We start from the raw sequence: 23621 nt of genomic DNA on the forward strand, positions 1-23621 counted from the left end.
GCGATCGTCCCATTTTTGTACGTAATTCAACTTCTTAGGTAGACTTTCAGTCATGGAGACCATGGAGACCGAGACGGCCACGCGCTGGCTTACCGACGCGGAGCAGTGCGCCTGGCGCACTCACCTGGACGTCAGCCGACTGCTGATGCACCAGCTGGAAAAGGATCTCCAGCCCTTCGGACTCACCAACAACGACTACGAGATCCTCGTGAACCTCTCGGAGTCGGAGCACCACCGGATGCGGATGAGCGACCTCGCGACCGCCACCCTCCAGTCCAAGAGCCGCCTCTCCCACCAGATCACCCGGATGGAGGCGGCCGGACTGGTCACCCGGGTGAACTGCGAGTCCGACCGCCGCGGCCTGTACGCGGTGCTCACCGACGAGGGCATGGAAACCATGCGCAAGGTCGCCCCGCACCACGTGGCGTCCGTACGGCAGCACTTCATCGACCTGCTCAGCCCGCAGGACCTGGCGGCGCTGCGCGCCTCCCTCGCGCCGGTGGCCGACCACCTGCGCGACCAGCGCGGCAAGGCCTGACGGCGCACCGCCCGCGCGGGTCCCGCCGCAGGACGGGCCGGACCGGGGAACCGGCCGGCCCGGCGAGTGACTGCGCGCCGGACGCCGGACCGGCGAGTGCGACTGCGCGGCGGACCGGGCGGCCCTAGACTGGCGGACGCCCGGATTACCCGATCTTCGAGGGAGCGGCTCATGGCCAAGCGCGGCAACAAGAAGCGAGCACGCAAGAAGAAGAAGGCGAACCACGGCAAGCGTCCCAACGCCTGACCGCGGAGCCCCACCGATGTGACAGCGCCGCGCCCCCGCAACGACGGGGGCGCGGCGTTCTCGTGCGTCGGGCCCGTTCAGCCCTCCGTGAGCGTGTCCAGCAGCGCGTCGGAGGCGGCGTACGGGTCCAGCTCGCCGCTCGCGACCTTGGCGGCCAGGGTCCCCAGGTGCGCGTCGCCGCGCAGGTCCGCCATGCGGGCCCGCAGGGCGGTCACCGCGATGGTCTCCACCTCGCGGGCGGCGCGGGCGGTCCGGCGCTCGGCCAGCACCCCCCGCTCGTCCATCCACGCCCGGTGCTTCTCCAGCGCCTCGACCAGCTCGTCGATGCCCTGGCCGCGGGCGGCGACCGTCTTGACGATCGGCGGTCGCCAGTCGCCCGGCCCGCGGGACTCCCCGAGGCCGAGCATGTGGTTCAGCTCCCGGGCGGTGGCGTCGGCGCCGTCCCGGTCGGCCTTGTTGACCACGTACACGTCGCCGATCTCCAGGATGCCCGCCTTCGCCGCCTGGATCCCGTCGCCCATGCCCGGCGCCAGCAGCACCACCGAGGTGTCGGCCTGCGAGGCGATCTCCACCTCCGACTGCCCGACCCCGACGGTCTCGACGAGGATCACCTCGCAGCCGGCCGCGTCCAGCACCCGGATCGCCTGCGGCGCCGCCCAGGCGAGACCGCCCAGGTGCCCGCGCGTGGCCATGGACCGGATGTAGACCCCCGGGTCGGAGGCGTGGTCCGACATGCGCACCCGGTCGCCGAGCAGTGCGCCCCCGCTGAACGGCGAGGACGGGTCCACCGCGAGCACGCCGACGCGCTTGCCGGCCTTGCGGTACGCCGACACCAGGGCCGACGTGGACGTGGACTTGCCCACGCCCGGGGAGCCCGTGAGGCCCACCACGTACGCCCCGCCGGTCAGCGGGGCCAGGGCGGCCATCACCTCGCGCAACTGCGGGGACGCCCCCTCGACCAGGGAGATCAGCCGGGCCACGGCCCGCGGGCGGCCTTCTCGGGCCTGGGCCACCAGCGTGGGGACGTCCACCGTCGTCATTCTCGCGGTACCTACGCCTTCGCGCCGTTGCCGGGCACGCGGACGATCAGGGCGTCACCCTGACCGCCGCCGCCGCACAGGGCGGCCGCGCCGACCCCGCCGCCGCGCCGGGCCAGCTCCAGGGCCAGGTGCAGCACCACGCGGGCGCCGGACATGCCGATCGGGTGGCCCAGGGCGATGGCACCGCCGTTGACGTTCACCTTTTCCGGGGTCACGCCGAGGTCCTTCATTGACTGCACGGCGACCGCCGCGAACGCCTCGTTGATCTCGATCAGGTCGAGGTCGGCGACCTCCAGGCTCTCCTTCTTGAGGGCGTGCAGGATGGCGTTGGAGGGCTGCGACTGGAGCGAGTTGTCCGGTCCGGCCACGTTGCCGTGCGCGCCGATCTCGGCGATCCACTCCAGGCCCAGCTCCTCGGCCTTGGCCTTGCTCATCACGACCACGGCGGCGGCGCCGTCGCTGATCTGCGAGGAGGTGCCGGCGGTGATCGTGCCGTCCTTCGCGAAGGCGGGGCGCAGCTTGCCGAGGGACTCGACGGTGGTCTCCGGGCGGATGCCCTCGTCGTGCGCGAAGATCACCGGGTCGCCCTTGCGCTGCGGGATCTCGACGGGGGTGATCTCCGCCTCGAAGACGCCGTTCTTCTGGGCGGCCGCGGCCCGCTGGTGGGAGGCGGCGGCGAACTCGTCCTGCGGGGCGCGCTCGATGCCCAGGCGCGTGTTGTGCTTCTCGGTGGACTCGCCCATCGCGATGTTCTCGAACGCGTCGGTGAGGCCGTCGTAGGCCATCGCGTCGAGCATCTCGATGGCGCCGTACTTGAAGCCCTCGCGGGACTTCGGCAGCAGGTGCGGGGCGTTGGTCATGGACTCCTGCCCGCCGGCGACCACGATGTCGAACTCCCCGGCGCGGATCAGCTGGTCCGCGAGGGCGATCGCGTCGAGGCCCGAGAGGCACACCTTGTTGATGGTGAGCGCGGGCACGTTCATGGGGATGCCGGCCTTGACCGCGGCCTGGCGGGCGGGGATCTGGCCCGCACCGGCCTGGAGCACCTGCCCCATGATCACGTACTGGACCTGGTCGCCGGAGATCCCGGCCCGCTCCAGCGCGGACTTGATGGCGAAGCCGCCGAGGTCGGCGCCCGAGAAGGATTTCAGCGAGCCGAGCAGACGCCCCATGGGCGTGCGGGCCCCGGCGACGATCACGGAAGTGGTGTTGTTCGTTCCGGACATGAGGCACAGCCCCTTGGATGAGAGGAGTGAACGAGGGTTTACCCGAATGTACTGAGCGGTACCCGCCCAGTCACCGGGCTGTCGGTGTGATCGCTGGCACGTTGCGTGACCACCCTCCTCAGCTGTGCACTGTTCCCATGCTGACAAGAATCGACCACATCGGGATCGCCTGCTTCGACCTCGACAAGACCGTCGAGTTCTACCGTGCCACGTACGGCTTCGAGGTGTTCCACACCGAGGTCAACGAGGAGCAGGGTGTGCGCGAGGCCATGCTCAAGATCAACGGGACCTCCGACGGCGGGGCCTCCTACCTCCAGCTCCTGGAACCCACCCGCGAGGACTCGGCGGTGGGCAAGTGGCTGGCCAAGAACGGCGAGGGCGTCCACCACATCGCCTTCGGCACCGCCGACGTCGACGGCGACGCCGAGGCCATCCGCGGCAAGGGCGTCCGCGTCCTCTACGACGAGCCCCGCACCGGCTCGATGGGCTCCCGGATCACCTTCCTGCACCCCAAGGACTGCCACGGCGTACTCACCGAACTGGTCACCTCGAACCCTGACCACTGATAGCCCGATTCCCCGGCCGGTAGAGTGGCCATGGCTCGGCCGGGGTTCGGTGCGGAGACGGGGTCGGGGCCTGTGACCCCTGCCCCGGTATCTGACACCATTCCCCGGGGGCGTCGTTCAGCGGGCGAGCGATGCTCAATTGGGAGTGAGCTTGCGACCAGGGGACGGATGGGACCGCGCTGTGCGGGGCTACGAAAGCCAGGAGAGCCATCAGGCCGGGGCCGACCATCTCTCGCGCTTCGAGGCCGAGATGGAGCGGCTGAAGAAGGAGCGCGGGAAGGCCGTCCAGCACGCCGAAGACCTGGGGTACCAGGTCGAGGTGCTGCGCGCCAAGCTCCATGAGGTACGCCGCAATCTCGCGTCCCGCCCCGCTTACGACGGTGCGGACATGGGATACCAGGCGGAGCAGCTGCTCCGCAATGCCCAGATCCAGGCCGACCAGATGCGCTCCGACGCCGAGCGCGAACTGCGCGACGCCCGGGCGCAGACCCAGCGCATCCTCCAGGAGCACGCCGAGCACCAGGCGCGCCTGCAGGCCGAGCTGCACGCCGAGGCCGTCAACCGGCGCCAGCGGCTGGACCAGGAACTCAACGAGCGCCGCCAGACCGTCGAGGCGCACGTCAACGAGAACGTGGCCTGGGCCGAACAGCTGCGCGCGCGCACCGAGTCCCAGGCCCGCCGGCTCATGGACGAGTCCCGCGCCGAGGCCGAGCAGACCCTGAACGCCGCGCGCGCCGAAGCCGCCCGGCACGCCGCCGAGGCCACCCGCCGGCTCGCCTCCGAGGCCGAGGCCACCCGCGCCGAGGCCGAGGCGACGCTGCTGCGCGCCCGCAAGGAGGCCGAGCGGCTGCTGGCCGCCGCCTCCGCACAGGCGCAGGAGGCCACCGAGCACGCGGAGCGGCTGCGTACGAGCACCACCGCCGAGGCCGAGCAGACCCGCCGGCAGACCCTCGACCTGGGCCGGGTCGCCGAGTCCCGGGTCCAGGAGGCCGAAAGCGCGCTGCGCACCGCGCGCGCCGAAGCCGAGAAGGTGCTCGCGGAGGCCAAGGAGAGCGCCGCCCGCCAGCTCGCCTCGGCGGAGTCCATCAACGAGCAGCGCACCCGCACCGCCAAGGAGCAGGTCGCCCGGCTGGTCGGCGAGGCGTCCAAGGAGGCCGAGGTCCTCAAGGCCGAGGCCGAGCAGTCGCTGGCCGACGCCCGCGCGGAGGCGGAGCGGCTGCGCACCGAGGCCGCCGCGCAGGCCCGTACGGCCGCCGCCGAGGAGATGGCGGCGCAGCTGGCGAAGGCGGCCCGCACCGCCGAGGACGTGCTGAACAAGGCTTCGCAGGACGCCCAGGCCACGACCCGCGCCGCGTCCGAGGAGGCCGAGCGGATCCGTCGCGAGGCCGAGGCGGAGGCCGAGCGGCTGCGTGCCCAGGCCGCGGCCACGGCCGATGAGCTCAAGGGCGCCGCGAAGGACGACACCGAGGAGTACCGGGCCCGTACGGTCGAACTCCAGGAGGAGGCGCGGCGGCTGCGCGGCGAGGCCGAGCAGCTGCGCGCGGAGGCCGTCGCCGAGGGCGAGCGGATCCGCGGCGAGGCGCGCCGCGAGGCGGTCCAGCAGATCGAGGAGGCGGCCCGCACCGCCGAGGGGTTGCTCGGCAAGGCCAAGGCCGACGCCGACGAACTGCGCGGCGGGGCCGCCGCCGAGAGCGAGCGGGTCCGCGCGGAGGCCGTGGAGCGGGCCACCACGCTGCGCAAGCAGGCCGAGGAGACCCTGGAGCGGACCCGCGCGGAGGCCGAACGGCTGCGTGCGGAGGCCGAGGAACAGGCCGAGGCGGTGCGCGCCGAGGCGGAGGCCGCGGCGGCGGCCCGGCGCGAGGAGACCGAACAAGCCGTCGCCGCGAAGCGGGCGGAGGCCGACGAGGAACTGGCCCGGCTGCACTCGGAGGCGGAGAAGCGGCTGTCCACGGCCGAGGTGACGCTGCGCGACGCCCGTACGGCCGCGGAGAACGTGCGCCGGGAGACCGCGGAGGAGACCGACCGGCTGCGCGCCGAGTCGGCGGAGCGGATCCGTACCCTGCAGGAGCAGTCGCAGGCGGAGGCCGAGCAGCTGCGCACGGAGGCGGCGCAGGACGCCGGCCGGGTCCGGGCGGAAGCCGAGCAGGTCGCGGTACGGCTGCGCGGCGATGCCGAGGCCGAGGCGGAGCGGGTGCGCTCCGAGGCGCAGGAGACCGCGGACCGGCTGCGCGCGGAGGCGAAGGCCGCCGCCGAGCGGGTCTCCGCGGAGGCCGCGGAGGCGCTGTCCGCCGCCGCGGAGGAAGCCGCCCGGCGCCGCAGGGAGGCCGAGGAGACCCTCGCGTCGGCCCGTACCGACGCCGACAACGAGCGGGCCCAGGCCCGTGAGCAGAGCGAGGAGTTGCTGGCGCAGGCCCGCAAGCGCTCGGAGGAGGCGCAGGCCGAGGCGGCCCGGCTCACCGAGGAGGCGGAGCGGCGCGCGTCGGAGCTGGTGGCGGCGGCGGAGGCCACCGCCCAGCAGGTCCGCGACGCCGTGGCCGGGCTGCACGAGCAGGCCGAGGAGGAGATCGCCGGGCTGCGCAGCGCGGCCGAGCACGCGGCGGAGCGCACCAGGACGGAGTCGGAGGCCGAGGCCGGCCGGGTCCGCGCCGACGCCCACGCGGAGCGGGAGCGGGCCGCCGAGGACGCCGCCCGCATCCGCAGTGAAGCCCGGCAGGAGACGGACGCGGCGAAGGCGCTGGCGGAGCGCACGGTCGGCGACGCGATCGCCGAGGCCGAGCAGTTGCGCGCCGACACCGCCGAGTACGCGCAACGGGTGCGTACGGAGGCGACGGACGCGCTGGCCGCCGCCGAACGCGACGCGTCCCGGACCCGGGCGGACGCCCGGGACGACGCGAACCGGATCCGTGGCGAGGCGGCGGAGTCCCTGGAGTCCTCGCGCGCCGAGGGCGCCCGCATCGTCGCGGAGGCGACGCAGGAGGCCGAGCGGCTCACCGAGGAGACCCTCGCGGCCAACTCGGCGACGGTCGCGGAGGCCACCGCGGAGGCGGAGCGGCTGCGCGCCGACGCCGAGGCCGAGGCCGAGGCGACCCGCGCCGAGGCGGCGGGCACGCTGGACGAGGCACGGGTGGAGGCCGGCCGGCTGCGCACCGAGGCCGCGGAGCAGGCGGACCGGCTGGTCACGGAGGCGATCTCCGAGGCGGAGCGGCTCACCGAGGAGACGCGCACGGCGAGCGAGGCCGCGCTGGCCGCGGCGACGGCGAAGTCCGAGCGGCTCACGAAGCAGGCCGCGGACACCCTGGCCGCGGCCGAACGGGACGCGGCGCGCGTGCTGGTCGACGCCCGCACCGAGGGCGACCGGCTGGTCGAGGAGACCCGCGCGGCCAACGAGGCCACGGTCGGCGAGGCCGCGGCGGAGGCCGAGCGGCTGCGTACCGAGGCGGCGCTGGCGCTGGAGGAGGCGCGCGCGGAGGGCGGCCGGGTCATCGGCGAGGCCACCGCGGAGGCCGAGCGGGTCACGGCCGCGGCGGCGGAGACGCTGGCGAGCGCCGAGCGGGAGTCCGAGCGGATGCTGGACGAGGCCCGCGAGGAGGCGGGCCGGCGCCGCACCGAGGCCGCGGAGCAGGTGGACCGGCTCATCACCGAGGCGGCGGCGGAAGCCGACAAGCTCACCGAGCAGACCCGCAAGGACAACGAGCGCACGGTCGGCGAGGCCCAGACCGAGGCGGAGCGGCTGCGCGCCGAGGCCACCGAGGCGCTGTCCTCGGCACAGGAGCACGCGGCCCGCACCCGCTCGGAGGCCGAGCGCGTCAAGGCGCAGGCGGCGACCGAGGCGGAGCGCATGCGCACCGAGGCACGGGCGGAGTCGGAGCGGCTGCTCGACGAGGCCCGCGAGGAGGCCAACAAGCGCCGCAGCGAGGCCGCGGAGCAGGTGGACCGGCTCATCACGGAGGCCGCGGCGGAAGCCGACAAGCTCACCGCCGACGCGCGGCAGCAGGCCCTGGCGGCGACCACGGCCGCCGAGGAACAGGCCGACGCGATGGTCGACGCGGCCCGCAAGGAGGCCGCGCGGATCACCTCGGAGGCGACCGTCGAGGGCAACTCCATGGTGGAGAAGGCCCGTACGGACGCGGACGAGCTGCTCGTCGGGGCGCGCAGCGACGCCGCCGCCATAAGGGAGCGGGCGGAGGAGCTGCGCGCCCGCGTGGAGTCCGAGGTGGAGGAGCTGCACGAGCGGGCCCGCCGGGAGTCGGCCGAGCAGATGAAGTCGGCCGGGGAACGCGTGGACAAGCTGGTGCGCGCGGCGACGGAGCAGAGCGTCGAGGCGGAGGCGAAGGCCAAGGAGATGCTGTCCGACGCGAGCAGCGAGGCGAGCAAGGTCCGTATCGCCGCCGTCCGCAAGGCGGAGGCGCTGCTCAAGGAGGCCGAGCAGAAGAAGGCCGATCTGGCGCGCCGGGCGGAGCAGGCGCTCGCGGAGGCGAAGGCCGAGGCGGAGCAGCTGGTCGATGAGGGCCGCCGTGAGCTGGAAGTACTCGTGCGCAGGCGGGAGGACATTCAGGCGGAGATCTCCCGTGTCCAGGACGTTCTTGAGGCGTTGGAATCATTCGAGGCGCCTTCGGGTGGCGGAAAGCCGACGGTCGGCGGTCAGGGCGCGGGGGGTGTGAAGGCCGGAGCGGCAGCGGGTTCCACTCGTTCGGGTGGTAAGTCGTCAGAGGGCTAGTCAGTGTGAGGGAATGTGTGCACCTGATGAAGGTTCATCCGAACGAGTGACAAGCATTCTGTCGCCTTGCCACTCAAAAGGGGTGTCATTGTCCAGATCAAACGTGGATTGACTCGATGACACGCCGCTCGGGCGCCTAGGATTCCCCTAACACCTCACGTAGCACCTCATCGGTCTCATTCGACAGGAACCCCATGAGCGACACTTCCTCCCCCTTCGGCTTCGAGCTCGTGCGGCGTGGTTACGACCGCGGTCAGGTGGACGACCGCATCACCAAGCTGGTCTCCGACCGCGACAGCGCACTTGGACGTATCAACTCTCTGGAAAAGCGGATCGAGGAGCTGCACCTCGAAACGCAGAACGCCCAGGCCCAGGTGAGCGACGCGGAGCCGTCGTACGCGGGTCTCGGCGCCCGGGTCGAGAAGATCCTGCGCCTGGCCGAGGAGGAGGCGAAGGACCTGCGCGAGGAGGCCCGTCGCGCGGCCGAGCAGCACCGTGAGCTGGCGGAGTCGGCCGCCCAGCAGGTGCGCAATGACGCCGAGTCGTTCGCCGCCGACCGCAAGGCGAAGGCGGAGGACGAGGGCGTCCGCATCGTCGAGAAGGCCAAGGGCGACGCGTCGACCCTGCGCGCCGAGGCCCAGAAGGACGCGGCCTCCAAGCGCGAGGAGGCCGACGCGCTCTTCGAGGAGACCCGCGCCAAGGCCGCCCAGGCCGCCGCCGACTTCGAGACCAACCTCGCCAAGCGCCGCGAGCAGTCCGAGCGGGACCTGGCCTCCCGTCAGGCCAAGGCCGAGAAGCGGCTCGCCGAGATTGAGCACCGCGCGGAGCAGCTGCGCCTGGAGGCCGAGAAGCTCCGTACGGACGCCGAGCGCCGCGCCCGCCAGACCGTGGAGACCGCGCAGCGCCAGGCCGAGGACATCGTCGCCGACGCCAACGCCAAGGCCGACCGGATCCGCAGCGAGTCCGAGCGCGAGCTGGCGGCGCTGACCAACCGCCGCGACTCCATCAACGCCCAGCTGACCAACGTCCGCGAGATGCTGGCGACGCTGACCGGTGCGGCCGTGGCCGCCGCCGGCTCCCCGATCGACGACGAGCCGGTCACCCGCGGCGTCCCGGCGCAGCAGACCCGCTGACCCGGTCACGGCGTCCGGCGCGTACACCCCCGATACTCGCCGGTAGGACCGTTGCCGCAGCACGCGCACGACGAGGGCCCTGTGTCACCTTTAGAGGTGGCGCAGGGCCCTCGGGCGTTCTAGCGTGGCCGCATGATCGAGCTTGAGGGCCTTACCAAACGATTCGGCGCCAAGACCGCGGTGGACAACCTCAGCTTCCAGGTCAGACCGGGGGTGGTGACGGGCTTCCTCGGCCCCAACGGGGCGGGGAAGTCCACCACCATGCGCATGATGCTCGACCTCGACAACCCGACCAGCGGCACGGTCAGGATCGACGGCAAGCACTACCGGGACCTGCCGGAACCGCTGAAGCACATCGGAGCCCTGCTGGACGCGAAGTCCATGCACGGCGGACGCAGCGCCTACAACAACCTGCTCTGCCTGGCCCAGTCGAACCGGATCCCCGAACGCCGGGTGACCGAGGTGCTGGATCTCGTGGGGCTGACACCGGTGGCGAGGAAGAAGTCGAAAGGATTTTCGCTCGGCATGGGGCAGCGGCTGGGAATCGCCGCCGCCCTGCTCGGCGATCCGGAGATCCTGATGTTCGACGAACCCGTCAATGGTCTGGACCCGGAGGGAATTCACTGGATCCGCAATCTGATGAAGAGGCTGGCGTCAGAAGGCAGGACGATCTTCGTTTCCTCGCACTTGATGAGTGAAATGGCGCTGACGGCAGACCATTTGATCGTGATCGGGCAGGGCCGCCTCCTCGCCGACTTGTCGATGGCCGATTTCATCCACCAGAACTCGCGCAGCTACGTACGCCTGCGCTCGCCGCAGCAGGAGCGGCTCAAGGACGTCCTGCACGAGGCCGGCATCAACGCCGTCAGCGTCCCCGCCACCGGAACGCTGGAGATCGACGGCGTGGGACCGGAGCGGCTCGGCGAACTGGCCGCACAGCACCAGATCGTGCTGCACGAACTCAGCCCCCAACGGGCTTCACTGGAAGAAGCGTTCATGCGTATGACGGCGGACTCCGTCGAGTACCACGCCCACGCGCCGGGGCGTCCCGGCGTCCCTCCCGCTCCCGGCATGGCGGTCGACAACCCGGCGCGTCCGGCCGAGGTCCCCGCGTGGGGCGCCGGTTTCGACGCGACCCGCAAGGGCGGTGAGTGACGTGGCCTTCCCCGCCGTCCTCAACTCCGAGTGGACGAAGATCCGTACGGTCTCCTCCACGGTCTGGACCCTGGCCATCGCCGTCATCGCCACCGTGGGCTTCGGCGCCGGGTTCTGCGCCCTGATCAGCTCGGCCTTCGACAGCATGCCCGCGATCGAACGGGCCACCTTCGACCCGACCCTGATGAGCTTCAGCGGGATGCAGTTCGGCCAGCTGGCGATGATCGTCTTCGGAGTGCTGGTGGTCAGCACCGAATACAGCACAGGCATGATCCGCTCCTCCCTGGCCGCCGTGCCCGGCCGCGGGGGCTTCCTGCTGGGCAAGCTCACCGTGGCCACGGTGCTGGCCCTGCTGGTCGGGCTGCTGACCAGCTTCGTGGCCTTCTTCGTCGGCCAGGCGATCCTGGGTGAGCACGGCATCGGCATCGGGCAGGACCACGTTCTGCGGGCGGTGATCGGCGCCGGTGTGTACATGGCGCTCCTGGCCCTGTTCTCGATGGGCGTGGCCACCATGCTGCGCAGCTCGGTCGCCTCGATCAGCATCCTGATCCCGTTCTTCCTGATCGTCTCGAACCTGCTCAGCGGCTTCGAAGCGACCAGGAAGTACGGCCAGTACCTGCCCGACAAGGCGGGTTCCAAGATCATGCAGATCGTGCCGGACGCCATGGGCCGCGGCGAGACCCCCTACGGCCCCTGGGGCGGCCTCGCCATCATGCTGGTGTGGGTGGCCGCCTCGGTGCTCGGCGGCTACTTCGTCCTGCGGAACAGGGACGCCTGACACGTCCCCGGCGAAGGCCCGGGTCTTAGGGGAAAGCGCGGGTCTCCGGGAAAGGGTCCGTGCGAGAGGCCCGGGTCTTAGGGGAAAGCCCGGGTCGGTCTCAGGGGCAGCTCAGGGATCCGGCCGGGGACGGAACCGTAGGCCACTCGATATCCTCTTAACCCTTACAGGGGCGAGAGCCGTCCCGGGCCTGCCGGCCTGTCGAGGGGCACAACCATGATCGAGGCAGTCGGCCTGACCAAGCGCTTCGGCGCCAAGACCGCCGTCGACCAGCTGTCCTTCCAGGTCAGGCCTGGTCACGTCACCGGATTCCTCGGACCCAACGGGTCGGGGAAGTCCACCACCATGCGCATGATCCTCGGGCTCGACCGGCCCACCGCCGGCCGTGTGACGATCAACGGGCAGCCCTTCCGGGAGCTGGTGAACGCCCAGCGGCACGTCGGCGCCCTGCTCGACGCGAAGGCCATGCACGGCGGCCGCCGGGCCCGCACCCACCTGCTGTCCATCGCCCAGCTCTCGGGCATCCCCGAGAAGCGGGTGGACGAGGTGCTGGCGGTCGTCGGTCTCCAGGACGCCGCCCGGCAGCGCACGAAGGGGTTCTCCCTCGGCATGGGCCAGCGGCTCGGCATCGCCACCGCCCTCCTCGGCGACCCCCAGGTCCTGCTCTTCGACGAACCCGTCAACGGTCTCGACCCGGAGGGCATCCTCTGGGTCCGCAACCTCATGCGCCGGCTCGCCGCCGAGGGCCGCACCGTCTTCGTCTCCTCGCACCTGATGAGCGAGATGGCCCTGACCGCGGACCACCTGATAGTGATCGGGCGGGGCCGGCTGCTGGCCGACATGAGCACCCAGGAGTTCATCGCCCACAACTCGGCCGGATTCGCTCGGGTGCGCGTGGCCGGGACCGGCCCCGGTGGCCGGGACGCGTTCTCGGAGATCCTCCGCAAGGACGGGGCCCGCGTCCTCCAGGAGCCGGACGGCGCCCTGCGGGTGACCGGCCTGGAGCTGCCCCGGATCTCCGACCTGGCCCACGAGGGCGGCCTGCGGTTGTGGGAGCTGTCCCCGCACCGGGCCTCGCTGGAGGAGGCGTACATGCGGATGACCCGGTCCTCCGTCGAGTACACCTCCACCGAAGACCCCCGGGCCCAGCTGTGGGAGACGGACCCGCTGGCCCTGCCGGAGTGGGAGGAGGGCCCGCAGGCGCCCGACGTCCCGCAGACGGGCTTCTTCGCACCCCCACCACCCTCGGCGGGTGGTCCGGGGTTCCTCATGCCCAGCGAGCCCGGCGAGCTCGCCGCCTCCACCCGGAACAACCCCGAGGCCTCCCGATGAGCAGCGCACAGACCCCTACGACGGCTCCCGCCGCGACGGCCTACAGCTCGCCCCTGGAGAGCCGGCGTCCGCACCTGGGACACGCGCTGGCCTCGGAGTGGACCAAGCTCGTCTCGGTCCGCTCCACCCTGTGGACGCTCGGCTCCCTGGTGGTGGTCGTCGTCGGCATCGGCATGCTCTTCATCGCCCAGACCACCTCCCGCGACTACACCGACATCCCCTTCACCACGCCGGCCCTCATCGGCATGCTCGTCGGGCAGCTCGCGGTGATGGTGCTCGGCGTGCTCACGATCACCTCCGAGCACGGCACGGGCCTGGTGCGCACCACCTTCACCGCCGCGCCCGACCGGCACCGGATCCTCACCGCCAAGTACCTGGTCTTCGGCCTCACCGCCTTCCTCACCAGCGCCGGTTCCGTCTTCGCGGTCGGCACGGCGGCGGCCATCGCCCACAACGGCCCCGCCGCGGGGAGCCACTCGGCGGGCGAATGGGGCGGGGCTCTGGCGGGGAGCTTCTACGTGACCCTGCTCGGGCTGCTCGCGCTGGCCGTCGGGGCACTGGTGCGGCACTCGGCGGGAGCGATCGCCGTCATGATCGGCGTGGTGACGCTGCCGCCGGTGGCCGGGGCCATGCTCAGCATCTGGGAGGCCTCGGCGCCGCTGGGGCGGCTGGTGCTCCAGCACAACGCGCCGGTCGCGCTGATGCAGCTGTTCGGGATGCCGTCGGGCACCACGCCCACCGGCTCCCCGCAGACGATGCCCGCCGACCTGACGCAGGTGGCGCTGATGCTGCTGGTGACGGGCGCCGCGATGGCGGCCTCGTACGTGGTGGTCGGCCGCCGGGACGTGTGAGGGCCCGGGCGGGCAAGGGGGACCTAGTACTTCGGCGCGTTCCTGGACCGCTGCACCCGTGAGGTGCGGCGGTCCTTCGCGTTCCAGCAGGCCTTGTGCCAGTGCCGGCGGTCGTCCACGCCGCCGTACTCGGGCCAGGCCACCAGGTGCGGGGTGCCGGAGGGGATCTCCTGGTCGCAGCCGGGGCAGCGGTAGCGCTTGCCCGCCGCGCTCGCGCCCGCCACGTGCCGGACCTTCCACTCCTCGCCGAGGTACTCCTCGGTCTGCTCCAGACCGAACCGGTCCAGCCCTCCCGAACCGGACCCGGAACCGGACCCCGTACCCGAACGGCCGGCTGGATTCCCGCCGCCCCTGGGGCGGTTGTGGCGCGGTGACACGTATACCTCACGGATGGGCGGACGGCAGTGACTTTCTCCCAGACTACGCGCAGCGAGCCCGGGTACCCGCAGTGTGTCCGAGGACGGGGTCCGTTCACGGGCGCTGGCCTGACAATCCCAATAACTTTGGCGCCGGGCCGTGCCTTTGGCACGTGTCGGGCGTTGTTGCCATCAGACGTTGATGTCATGAACGGCGGAGAGCCGGTCCACCTGGGGAGGCCGCGTCAGCCGCGAGGAGGTTGAGCGCGATGCGCGTAGGAGCGTTTGTAGTGGCGGCCCAGTTCCCGGGCCAGGGGCCGGGGGAGGCGCTGCACCGGGCGGTGCGGACCGCGGAGGTCGCCGAAGAGGCCGGGCTGGACGCGGTCTGGCTCGCCGAGCACCATTTCGTGCCGTACGGGGTGTGCCCCTCGGCGGTGACCCTGGCGGCCCTGCTGCTCGGGCGGACCCGGCGGCTGCGCGTGGGCACCGCGGTGAGCGTGCTGCCGAGCTCGCACCCGGTGGCCCTGGGCGAGCAGGCGGCCCTGCTGCACCTGACCTCGGGCGGCCGCTTCATGCTCGGGGTGGGCCGGGGCGGTCCCTGGGTCGACCTGGAGGTGTTCGGCGGGGGCCTGGACGCCTACGAGACCGGTTTCCCGGAAGCCCTGGACCTGCTGCGGCGCTGGCTGACCGAGGCGCGCGTGGGAGCGGCCGGCGAACGGTACGGCTTCCGCGAGGTGGCCGTCGTACCGCGCCCCGCGGACGCGCTGGACGGCGACGGGAAGGGGCCGGAAGTGATCGTCGCCTGCACCTCCCCGGCGTCGGTACGGCTGGCCGCGGAGCGGGGTCTGCCGATGCTGCTGGGCATGCACTGCGGGGACGAGGACAAGGCGGACATGGTCGACCTGTGGCGGCGCACGGCCCGGGCGGCCGGCCACGAGCCGCAGGCCGCCCACGTGTCGGCCGGGGTCTGCCAGCTCGCCGACCGCACGGCGGACGCGCGGGAGACGCTGGTGAAGGCGATGCCCGGCTGGCTGCGCCAGGGCCTGGACGCGCACGTGACGGTGGACGGCCGGCAGCGTGCGATGCGGGACCCGGTGGCGTACACGGAGCTGCTGTGCCGGCTGCACCCCGTCGGGACCCCCAAGGTCGCGGCGGACCGGCTCGCCGCGACCTCCGAACGCACGGGCATCACCCGCTTCGCCCTGCTCACGGAGGGTTCCGGCGACCTCGCCGCGACGGAGGAGAACGTACGGCGCATCGGCGCCGAGGTCCTGCCCCGCCTCGGCTGAGAGCTGAGACCGGGCTGCCGCCCCGGTTGCCAGTCGCACCTTCCGCGATCGGAGCGGCAGCTGAAAGCCCCGGGCCCTGTCCGGTTCGACAGGACCTAGCAGTCCCGCAGTTCCGGCGACTGGTTGAGCAGCTGACCGCGGATCGAGGTGAACTTGGCAAGCCGGTCGTCCACCGCCGGGTCCAGCGGGAACACCGCTACCCGGTGGCAGTTCTGGAAGGCCAGGCGCACCCCGAAGTGGCGCTGCAGGGCACCGCGTATCGCGTCACTCGCGAGCGCGCGCAGCAGCTGCCCGCGCGCCTGCTCGTCCGGCGGCGGCGTCTGGTTGTCGGCGAACTCTCCGCCCTCAACCTCCAGCTGGGCCACCAGCGAGCTGACCATCTCCCATGCGTAAGGCAGGGAGGTCCGGACGCAGTCGACGAAAGCGGCTTCGTCGACCTCGCCTCGCTCGGCCTGTTCGAGTAGGGCCGGTGAGACGTCGAGCGACATGGGTTCTCCTCTCGTGACCCCGGCCGTCTGGGTGTCCGGAGTCCTACGGGCAGGGAAGGCGGCCGCGACGCAGCGTGCACGTTCGACAACCACCCGCTCACCACGGTAGGCGCCCCCGGGTTGCCGCACCAGGAGAATGCGCATACAACGCGCCATCGACGAAGGGGGCTTTCACGGGCGAATCGCGTGGAGGGCCGTCGGTCGAGTAGCGTTGCCGACCATGCGTCTCGTCATTGCCCGCTGCTCCGTCGACTACGCGGGCCGGCTCACCGCCCATCTGCCCTCCGCACCCCGTCTGATCCTCGTGAAGGCCGACGGCAGTGTCTCGATCCACGCGGACGACCGGGCGTACAAACCGCTCAACTGGATGTCTCCTCCGTGCACCCTCAAGGAGGGGACCGGCGCCGAAGAGGGCGTCTGGACCGTCGTCAACAAGGCGGGCGAGAAGCTCATCATCACCATGGAGGAAGTGCTGCACGACTCCTCCCACGAGCTGGGCGTCGACCCGGGCCTGATCAAGGACGGCGTGGAAGCGCACCTCCAGGAGCTGCTCGCCGACCGCATCGACACGCTGGGCGACGGCTACACGCTGATCCGCCGCGAGTACATGACGGCGATCGGCCCCGTGGACATCCTGTGCCGTGACGCCTCCGGTGCGACGGTAGCCGTGGAGATCAAGCGGCGCGGCGAGATCGACGGCGTGGAGCAGCTCACCCGTTACCTCGAACTCCTCAACCGCGACCCGCACCTCGCGCCGGTCCGCGGTGTCTTCGCCGCGCAGGAGATCAAGCCGCAGGCCCGCGTACTGGCGACGGACCGCGGCATGGACTGCGTGGTGCTGGACTACAACGCGATGCGCGGCATCGAGGACGACAAGCTCCGCCTCTTCTGATCCGCGGGCCCCGGCCTCACCCCGAGGACGACGGGGCCGCCTCGGAGGCGGACTCGGTCGTGGGCGGCCCCGTCGGGGAATCCGTCGGCGGGGTCGTCGTCGGCGAGGACGAGGTGGCCGGCGGGTGGTCCGGCTCGCCGCCCGGTGCCGGCGAGGTCGGTGCCGTGGTGCCCGGCGCCGGCGGTGAGGCGTTGCGGGTCGGGGTCCGGCCCTTCGCCGTGGTCCGCGGGCCCGGGGTGGTGCCCGGCCGGGGCTCCGCCGCCGGTTCACCCTCCTGGGGCGCCGCCGGGTCGGACGTGGCCGCCGTCGGGCCGTCGGTGCCCTGCTCCGGCGTGGTGGCGGGGTCGCTCGTGCCGGTGTCGGCGCTGAGGTCGGTGTCCGGGGTCGAGGACACCGCCGGGTCGCTCGGCGTCCGCTCGTCCGGCCCGGACACCGCCAGACCCACCACGGTCCCTATCACGGCCACGGCCAGGGCTCCGGCCGCGGCGAGGAGCGCCGTCCTGCGCCGGGAGTCGGGCTCCCCCGCGGGCGGCCGCGCCACGCCCGGCACGGGGACGGTGACCGGCTCCTGCTTCGCCACCGGCGGGAAGGCGTCCTCGAACACCTTCGAGAAGGCCGGCGGCGTCGCCGCGGTCCCGGGCCGGCGGATGGCGGGCACCACCTGGGTCACCGCGTCCGCCCCGACGGGCGGTGCGGGGGGAGCGGCGGGGCGGGCGAGCGGGTTGGGCACGGGCGCGGCCGCCACCGCGGGGACGGCCGGGGCCGCGGGCGCGGGTGAAGCCGCCGGGGCCGCCAGCCGCAGCGGCGGCGACACTTCCACCTCCGCCGCCTCGCGGTCCGTGACCAGGGCCAGTGCCCGCCGGCCCGCGACGGTCCCGCGCTTGTCCGCGAGCGCGCCCCGCAGCCCGATCGAAGCCTCCAGCTCGGCGCGCGACCGCTCCAGCCGCCCCTCGCACAGGGCGAGCACGCCCAGCTCGTGGTGGAAGTAGGCCTGTTCCGCCACCTCCCCCGCCTTGCGGGCGGCCTCCGCGCCCGAGCGCAGCACCCGCTCCCACGCCTCCCAGTGCAAGGAAGCCGCCAGGGCCGGTGCCGCCGTCCGGGCCAGCATGACGGCGGCCACCACGTCGGCGCCCGCGAGCGCCGCCAGGACCGCGTCGGCCTCGGCCGCGACCCGCTCGGGCGTCACCGAGGCGTGCCCGGTCCACCAGGCGTAGTGCCGGGCGGCGGTACGGGCCTCCTCGGCCGCGCTGTCCCCGTAGCCGGCCTCCTCCAGCTGCCGCGCGACCCCCGAGGACAGCCGGTAGCGCGGGCCCACGGGGGTCAGCAGCCCGCAGTCCAGCAGTTCCGCGACCGCCGCGTCGGCGTGGGTGTCCCCGACCAGCGCCGGCAGGTGCGCGTGGTGCGGCATCTCCCCGCCGAGCGCGCAGGCGATCCGCAGGGCGGCCCGGGCCGACTCGCTCACCCGCGAGGCCAGCAGCTCCGCCGGCGCCGCGCCTTCGGCCAGCGTCGGCAGCGGTATGTGGGCGGCTTCGCGCGGCCGGCCCTCGAAGACGCCGGGCTCGTCCTCCTCGTCGGGCGCGTCGCGGTGGTTCAGCTCGTCGCGGCGGCGCAGCAACGCGGCCGCCTGTACGAAGCGCAGGGGGAGCCCCTCGGAGGCGAACCGCAGGTCCCCCGCCCAGGCCGTTTCCTCCTCCGTCAGGGGCCGTCCGGTGAGCGTCTCCAGGAGCTGGACGCATTCGGCCCGGCCGAGGCCCCCGAGGAAGACCTCCTCCAGGTGCGAGTACTCGGAAGGCGCGGTGGTGTCGGGGGTGGCGGCCAGCAGGTACGCGCACTCGGGGGTGGCGCGCAGGAGTTCGTCGAGGGCAGCTCCGCCCAGCTCCAGGTCGTCCACGAGGACGATCGCGCCGATGTCCCGGACCCGCCTGAGGAGTTCCGCCCGGTCGGGCCGTTCGCCGGCGGCCTCGTACACGGCCGCGTGGAGGGCGTACAGCAGCTCCTGCGGCTGCTGGCGCCCGTATCCGCTGAGCCGGACGACCCCGTCCGGCGCGAGGCCCGTGCACACGGCGGCAACGGAGTGGAGCAGCGCGGAACGGCCCGATCCGGCCGGTCCGGTCAGCCGTACGGAGCGCCCGCGGCCCAGCAGCCGCTCCAGGCGCTCCCGCTCCTCCTCGCGCTGGAGCAGGGGGCGGGCGGGGGTGGTGGAGCCGGGGAGTGCGGGCGGGCGGGCGGCGGCCTCCCAGGCGGCGCGGGATTCCGGGTCCCGCTTGGCGGGGCGCTGCGTCCCGGTGCCGGGGCGCAGGGGTTCTATCTCGCTGCCGTCGACGGGGTTGACGGTGAGGGTGAAGTCCCCCGTGGTCAGCGTGACGACGCGCGTGACACCGCCGGCGGGCGCGGCGGGCGCGGCCGCTCCCGCGGAGCCCGCGGAGCCGGTTCCCGTGCCCGCGGATCCCGCGGCCCGAAGTACCGAGTCCCCGCCGGGCTGCCCCTGAGTACGGTCCATGACCAAGTCCCCCGATCGCGTCGCGTGCCGCGCCGCTGCCGCCGTCTTACCGCCCGGCCTTCGCACGCACTCGCCGCTGTCGCTACTGGTCCGGTTTCCGCCCGGAGCCTAGACCGTGGCCGGGCGCGCGGGGAACCGTCAGAGGGCCTTCACCACCGGAACGTTACGTTTCCGCAGGAAAGAGCGGCCCCGGCATCACACCCGCGGCAGGGATTCCGCTTCCAGTCCGCCCTCGATGGCGAGGATCCGGTGGAGCCGGGTCGCCACGAGCAGCCGCTGCATCTGCGCGGGCACCCCGCGCAGGACGAGACGGCGCCCGGAGCGGCCCGCCCGCCGGTGGGCGCCCATGATGACGCCGAGTCCGGTCGCGTCCCAGGAGTCGAGCCCGGTGAGGTCGAGCACGAGGTCGCCGTGGCCGCGATCGAGAGCCGTGTGGAGGGCCGTACGGGCGTCCGCCGCGCTGCGCACGTCGAGGCGACCCCCGACAACGAGTTCGGCGTGGTCGCCCCTGATGTGCATATGTGCTCCCGCAGTCCCGCGTACGTGCCGCGTACGTATGGTCCGACTGGTCCGTGGTCGGCAACTCTCACTGGAACTGACTGCCCCGGGGGCAGGGAAGTTGCCGACTGTGAGCGAACCGATACTCTCATTCACACCAACGGGTGAAGGCGTTCGAACGATGCGCTCAGTGCTTGTAGAAGCCCTGCCCGCTCTTGCGGCCGAAGTCGCCCGCGTCCACCATGCGGCGCATCAGCTCCGGCGGCGCGAACTTCTCGTCCTGCGACTCGGTGTAGATGTTGCTGGTGGCGTGCAGCAGGATGTCGACGCCCGTGAGGTCGGCGGTGGCCAGCGGCCCCATCGCGTGCCCGAAGCCCAGCTTGCAGGCGATGTCGATGTCCTCGGCGGTGGCCACGCCCGATTCGTAGAGCTTGGCGGCCTCGACCACCAGCGCGGAGATCAGACGGGTCGTCACGAAGCCGGCCACGTCGCGGTTGACGACGATGCAGGTCTTGCCGACGGACTCGGCGAACGCGCGGGTGGTGGCGAGGGTCTCGTCGCTCGTCTTGTAGCCGCGGACGAGTTCGCACAGCTGCATCATCGGGACGGGCGAGAAGAAGTGCGCGCCGACGACCCGCTCTGGGCGCTCCGTCACCGCTGCGATCTTGGTGATCGGGATGGCGGAGGTGTTGGACGCCAGGATCGCGTCGTCGCGCACCAGCTTGTCGAGGGCGCGGAAGATCTCGTGCTTGACTTCGAGCTTCTCGAAGACGGCCTCGACGACGATGTCCGCGTCCGCGACCGCGTCGAGGTCGGTGGTCGTGGCGATCCGGGCGAGCGCCGCCTCGGCGTCCTGCGCCGTCAGCTTGCCCTTGGAGACGAACTTGTCGTACGAGGCCTTGATCCCGTCCGTGCCGCGGGTCAGCGCGGCATCGGTGACATCGCGCAAGACGACGTCCCATCCCGCCTGAGCGGAGACCTGAGCGATCCCGGAACCCATGAGTCCGGCACCGATGACGGCGAGCTTCCCAGCCACTGCACACCCCTCGTTCTCGCTACGGCCCAGTCTCGTAGCCTCTCCGGCGGAGACTAGCGTCCGTGAGGGACGGTGTGACCGCGAAGTAACACGCGTCACGTCTCAGATGACGGACATCACACTGGTACGGCCCAGCAGCGGGGCGGGGAACCGCAGTTGACGCTTGGGCGCGTTTGTCCGGGATCGCGCCTCCCTCTCCCCGGCCCCGCACTTCGCCGTGTCACTACGCTGGACCCATGGTGAACCTCACGCGCATCTACACCCGCACCGGCGACAAGGGCACGACCGCCCTCGGGGACATGAGCCGCACGCACAAGACGGACCTGCGGATCTCCGCGTACGCCGACGCCAACGAGGCCAACGCGGCCATCGGGACGGCGATCGCGCTCGGGGGTCTGCCCGAGGACGTGGTGAAGGTCCTGGTCCGGGTGCAGAACGACCTGTTCGACGTCGGCGCCGACCTGTGCACCCCGGTCGTCGAGAACCCGCAGTACCCTCCACTGCGCGTCGAGCAGTTCTACATCGACAAGCTGGAGGCGGACTGCGACCGCTTCAACGAGGAGCTGGAGAAGCTGCGCAGCTTCATCCTCCCGGGCGGCACCCCCGGCGCCGCCCTCCTGCACCAGGCGTGCACGGTGGTCCGGCGCGCCGAGCGTTCGACGTGGGCGGCCCTGGAGGCGCACGGCGAGGTGATGAACCCCCTGACGGCGACCTACCTCAACCGCCTCTCGGACCTCCTCTTCATCCTGGCCCGCACGGCCAACAAGGAGGTCGGCGACGTCCTGTGGGTCCCGGGCGGGGAGCGCTAGGCGAAGCCCCGCAGCCGGCCCCGAGGAGGCGCCCCCGGCGCGGCAGCCGGGTCGGCGGCGGACCGCGGCAGTGGAGGTCTGGACCTCTTGACGGTTGGTCCAGACCTTTCTACGCTCACCGGAACTGTGGTGAGCGTGTCATGACAAACAGGCAGGCTCACGGGCGGCGCAGGTCCCACCCCCATGCCGAAGTCGGCCCCGCGACTTCGGCGGACCTACGGAGGACGACCTTGAGCACAGCACCCCCACCCCCCACCCGACTCTTCCGGAGGCTCGCCGCCGCGGTGGCCGCCTTCGCCCTGCCGGCCGCGGGACTCGTGGCCCTGGCCGGCCCCGCGCAGGCCGCCGGCTCCGCGACCGCGACGTACACGAAGGTCTCCGACTGGGGCTCCGGCTTCGAGGGCAAGTGGACGGTGAAGAACACCGGCACCACCACCTTGACCAGCTGGACCGTGGAGTGGGACTACCCCTCCGGCACCACGGTCACCTCCGCCTGGGACGCCACCGTCACCGGCTCCGACACCCACTGGACCGGCAAGAACGTCGGCTGGAACGGCACCCTCTCCCCCGGCGCGACCGTCAGCTTCGGGTTCAACGGCGCCGGCCCCGGAGCCCCCTCCGGTTGCAAGATCAACGGCGCCTCCTGCGACGGCGGCACGACCCCCACCGACTCCCCGCCGTCGGCCCCCGGCACCCCCACCGCCACCGGCGTCACCGACACCTCCCTGACCCTCGGCTGGAGCGCCGCCACCGACGACAAGGGCGTCAAGAACTACGACGTCTTCCGCGGCGGGACCAAGATCGCGACGGTCACCGGCACCAGCTACACCGACTCGGGCCTGACGAAGGGCACCTCGTACAGCTACACCGTCACCGCCCGGGACACCGCCGACCAGACCGGCCCCTCCTCGGGTGCCCTCTCCGTCACCACGACCGGCGGCGGCACCACGCCCCCGCCCACCGGCAGCACGGTCAAGCTGGGCTACTTCACCGACTGGGGCGTCTACCAGCGCAACTACCACGTGAAGAACCTGGTCACCTCCGGCACCGCCGCGAAGATCACGCACATCAACTACGCCTTCGGCAACGTCACCGGCGGCAAGTGCGCGATAGGTGACGCCTACGCCGACTACCAGAAGACGTACGACGCCGCATCGAGCGTCGACGGCACCGCCGACACCTGGGACCAGCCCGTCGCCGGCAACATCAACCAGCTGCGCGAGCTGAAGAAGAAGTACCCGGGCATCAAGGTGCTGTGGTCGTTCGGCGGCTGGACCTGGTCCGGCGGCTTCGGCCAGGCCGCCGCCAACCCGGCCGCCTTCGCCGACTCCTGCTACAGCCTGGTCGAGGACCCGCGCTGGGCGGACGTCTTCGACGGCATCGACATCGACTGGGAGTACCCGAACGCCTGCGGTCTGTCCTGCGACACCAGCGGCGCCGCCTCCCTCAAGAACCTGCTCTCCGCGCTCCGCGCCAAGTTCGGCGGCAGCAACCTGGTCACCGCCGCCATCTCCGCCGACGGCTCCAACGGAGGCAAGCTCGACCTCGCCGACTACGCGGGCGCGGCCCAGTACGTCGACTTCTACAACGTCATGACGTACGACTTCTTCGGCGCCTGGGACGCCAAGGGCCCGACCGCCCCGCACTCCCCGCTCACGTCCTACGCGGGCATCCCCATCGCCGGCTTCAACTCCGAGGCCGCCATCACCAAGCTCAAGGGCAAGGGCATCGCGGGCTCCAAGCTGAACCTGGGCATCGGCTTCTACGGGCGCGGCTGGACCGGCGTCACCCAGGACGCCCCCGGCGGCGCCGCCACCGGACCCGCCCCCGGCACGTACGAGCAGGGCATCGAGGACTACAAGGTGCTCAAGGGCAGCTGCCCGGTCATCGGCACGATCGCCGGCACGGCCTACGCGAAGTGCGGCAGCAACTGGTGGAGCTACGACACCCCCGCCACCATCGCCGGAAAGATGACCTGGACCAAGCAGCAGGGCCTGCGGGGCGCCTTCTTCTGGGAATTCAGCGGCGACACCGCGAACGGCGAGCTCGCGAACGCGATCCACACCGGTCTCCAGTAACCCCCGCGCACGGGGCCGGTGAACGACGAAGCCGGGGAGCAGGGTCCGCCCCCTGCTCCCCGGCTTCTCCTTCTTGACGCCCGTGCGTTCTCC

The 23621-nt window shown here is 72.3% G+C and carries 20 protein-coding genes; 13 read left to right on the top strand and 7 right to left on the bottom strand.

All coding sequences use genetic code 11. From position 1 onward, the window contains the following. Nucleotides 1-61: 61 nt before the first annotated feature. A complete protein-coding gene (locus ACIA6C_RS06355; RefSeq protein ID WP_361129768.1) occupies nt 62-538 on the top strand; it encodes a MarR family transcriptional regulator in 477 nt (158 codons plus the stop codon). Between the two features lie 171 nt (nt 539-709). Beyond that, entirely contained in the window at nt 710-784 is a 75-nt protein-coding gene (locus tag ACIA6C_RS06360; RefSeq protein ID WP_099895366.1) for a 50S ribosomal protein bL37, read from the top strand. 77 nt (nt 785-861) lie between these two features. Here the strand turns inward: ACIA6C_RS06360 and meaB are convergent, their stop codons facing one another. Together meaB and ACIA6C_RS06370 are read right to left on the bottom strand one after the other, a co-directional pair. Then, the gene (gene meaB / locus ACIA6C_RS06365) at nt 862-1824 is read right to left on the bottom strand and encodes a methylmalonyl Co-A mutase-associated GTPase MeaB (protein ID WP_361128518.1); all 963 of its coding nucleotides are present in this window, start codon (nt 1822-1824) and stop codon (nt 862-864) included. An 11-nt stretch (nt 1825-1835) separates the two neighbouring features. Continuing rightward, entirely contained in the window at nt 1836-3050 is a 1215-nt protein-coding gene (locus ACIA6C_RS06370; RefSeq protein WP_399273299.1) for an acetyl-CoA C-acetyltransferase, read from the bottom strand. Between the two features lie 137 nt (nt 3051-3187). Between ACIA6C_RS06370 and mce the strand changes: the two genes are divergently transcribed. From mce to ACIA6C_RS06405, 7 genes are all read left to right on the top strand, one after another. After that, nucleotides 3188-3616: a methylmalonyl-CoA epimerase gene (gene mce, locus ACIA6C_RS06375; RefSeq protein WP_361128523.1), complete on the top strand. Its 429-nt coding sequence runs from the start codon at nt 3188-3190 to the stop codon at nt 3614-3616. 181 nt (nt 3617-3797) lie between these two features. Continuing rightward, nucleotides 3798-8333: a polarized growth protein Scy gene (gene scy / locus ACIA6C_RS06380; protein ID WP_399273302.1), complete on the top strand. Its 4536-nt coding sequence runs from the start codon at nt 3798-3800 to the stop codon at nt 8331-8333. A gap of 194 nt (nt 8334-8527) precedes the next feature. Further along, complete coding sequence (locus ACIA6C_RS06385; protein WP_136215138.1) at nt 8528-9466, top strand: cellulose-binding protein; 939 nt, start codon at nt 8528-8530, stop codon at nt 9464-9466. A gap of 132 nt (nt 9467-9598) precedes the next feature. After that, nucleotides 9599-10621 (top strand): ABC transporter ATP-binding protein, encoded by a 1023-nt coding sequence (locus ACIA6C_RS06390; protein WP_366078901.1) that lies wholly within the window; start codon nt 9599-9601, stop codon nt 10619-10621. Beyond that, complete coding sequence (locus tag ACIA6C_RS06395) at nt 10614-11399, top strand: ABC transporter permease (RefSeq protein ID WP_366078902.1); 786 nt, start codon at nt 10614-10616, stop codon at nt 11397-11399. The genes ACIA6C_RS06390 and ACIA6C_RS06395 overlap by 8 nt, the downstream gene beginning before the upstream one ends. A gap of 216 nt (nt 11400-11615) precedes the next feature. Then, nucleotides 11616-12731, top strand: a complete 1116-nt coding sequence (locus ACIA6C_RS06400; RefSeq protein ID WP_399273305.1) for an ABC transporter ATP-binding protein — start codon at nt 11616-11618, stop codon at nt 12729-12731. Next, the gene (locus tag ACIA6C_RS06405; protein ID WP_399273307.1) at nt 12728-13582 is read left to right on the top strand and encodes an ABC transporter permease; all 855 of its coding nucleotides are present in this window, start codon (nt 12728-12730) and stop codon (nt 13580-13582) included. The genes ACIA6C_RS06400 and ACIA6C_RS06405 overlap by 4 nt, the downstream gene beginning before the upstream one ends. 23 nt (nt 13583-13605) lie before the next feature. On the opposite strand, the gene ACIA6C_RS06410 is transcribed toward ACIA6C_RS06405, so the two are convergent. Further along, nucleotides 13606-13959: an ATP/GTP-binding protein gene (locus ACIA6C_RS06410; protein ID WP_361128540.1), complete on the bottom strand. Its 354-nt coding sequence runs from the start codon at nt 13957-13959 to the stop codon at nt 13606-13608. A 248-nt stretch (nt 13960-14207) separates the two neighbouring features. On the opposite strand from ACIA6C_RS06410, the gene ACIA6C_RS06415 reads away from it, so the two are divergent. Continuing rightward, nucleotides 14208-15227 carry an LLM class flavin-dependent oxidoreductase gene (locus ACIA6C_RS06415; RefSeq protein WP_399273309.1) on the top strand — a complete coding sequence of 340 codons (1020 nt, stop codon included), beginning with the start codon at nt 14208-14210 and terminating at the stop codon, nt 15225-15227. A 95-nt stretch (nt 15228-15322) separates the two neighbouring features. Here ACIA6C_RS06415 and ACIA6C_RS06420 read toward each other — a convergent pair whose 3' ends face one another. Continuing rightward, complete coding sequence (locus ACIA6C_RS06420; RefSeq protein WP_136215131.1) at nt 15323-15715, bottom strand: SCO5389 family protein; 393 nt, start codon at nt 15713-15715, stop codon at nt 15323-15325. A gap of 220 nt (nt 15716-15935) precedes the next feature. Here ACIA6C_RS06420 and nucS point away from each other — a divergent pair, with 220 nt between their 5' ends. After that, nucleotides 15936-16607, top strand: coding sequence for an endonuclease NucS (nucS, locus tag ACIA6C_RS06425; RefSeq protein WP_190183452.1), 672 nt, complete (start codon nt 15936-15938; stop codon nt 16605-16607). Between the two features lie 16 nt (nt 16608-16623). Here nucS and ACIA6C_RS06430 read toward each other — a convergent pair whose 3' ends face one another. The 3 genes from ACIA6C_RS06430 to ACIA6C_RS06440 all read right to left on the bottom strand — a co-directional run bounded on the left by ACIA6C_RS06430 (nt 16624) and on the right by ACIA6C_RS06440 (nt 20641). Further along, nucleotides 16624-19107 carry an ATP-binding protein gene (locus tag ACIA6C_RS06430; protein WP_399273312.1) on the bottom strand — a complete coding sequence of 828 codons (2484 nt, stop codon included), beginning with the start codon at nt 19105-19107 and terminating at the stop codon, nt 16624-16626. Nucleotides 19108-19302: 195 nt separating this feature from the next. After that, nucleotides 19303-19626 carry an STAS domain-containing protein gene (locus ACIA6C_RS06435; protein WP_136215128.1) on the bottom strand — a complete coding sequence of 108 codons (324 nt, stop codon included), beginning with the start codon at nt 19624-19626 and terminating at the stop codon, nt 19303-19305. A gap of 166 nt (nt 19627-19792) precedes the next feature. Next, complete coding sequence (locus ACIA6C_RS06440; RefSeq protein WP_399273315.1) at nt 19793-20641, bottom strand: 3-hydroxyacyl-CoA dehydrogenase family protein; 849 nt, start codon at nt 20639-20641, stop codon at nt 19793-19795. Between the two features lie 236 nt (nt 20642-20877). Here ACIA6C_RS06440 and ACIA6C_RS06445 point away from each other — a divergent pair, with 236 nt between their 5' ends. After that, nucleotides 20878-21450 (top strand): cob(I)yrinic acid a,c-diamide adenosyltransferase, encoded by a 573-nt coding sequence (locus ACIA6C_RS06445; protein WP_361128551.1) that lies wholly within the window; start codon nt 20878-20880, stop codon nt 21448-21450. Between the two features lie 284 nt (nt 21451-21734). After that, on the top strand, nt 21735-23528 hold the full coding sequence (locus ACIA6C_RS06450; protein ID WP_399274498.1) for a glycosyl hydrolase family 18 protein: 1794 nt from the start codon (nt 21735-21737) through the stop codon (nt 23526-23528). The last annotated feature ends 93 nt before the right edge of the window (nt 23529-23621 follow it).

It is taken from the genome of Streptomyces sp. NPDC051578 (genome assembly GCF_044454045.1).
Classification (GTDB): domain Bacteria; phylum Actinomycetota; class Actinomycetes; order Streptomycetales; family Streptomycetaceae; genus Streptomyces.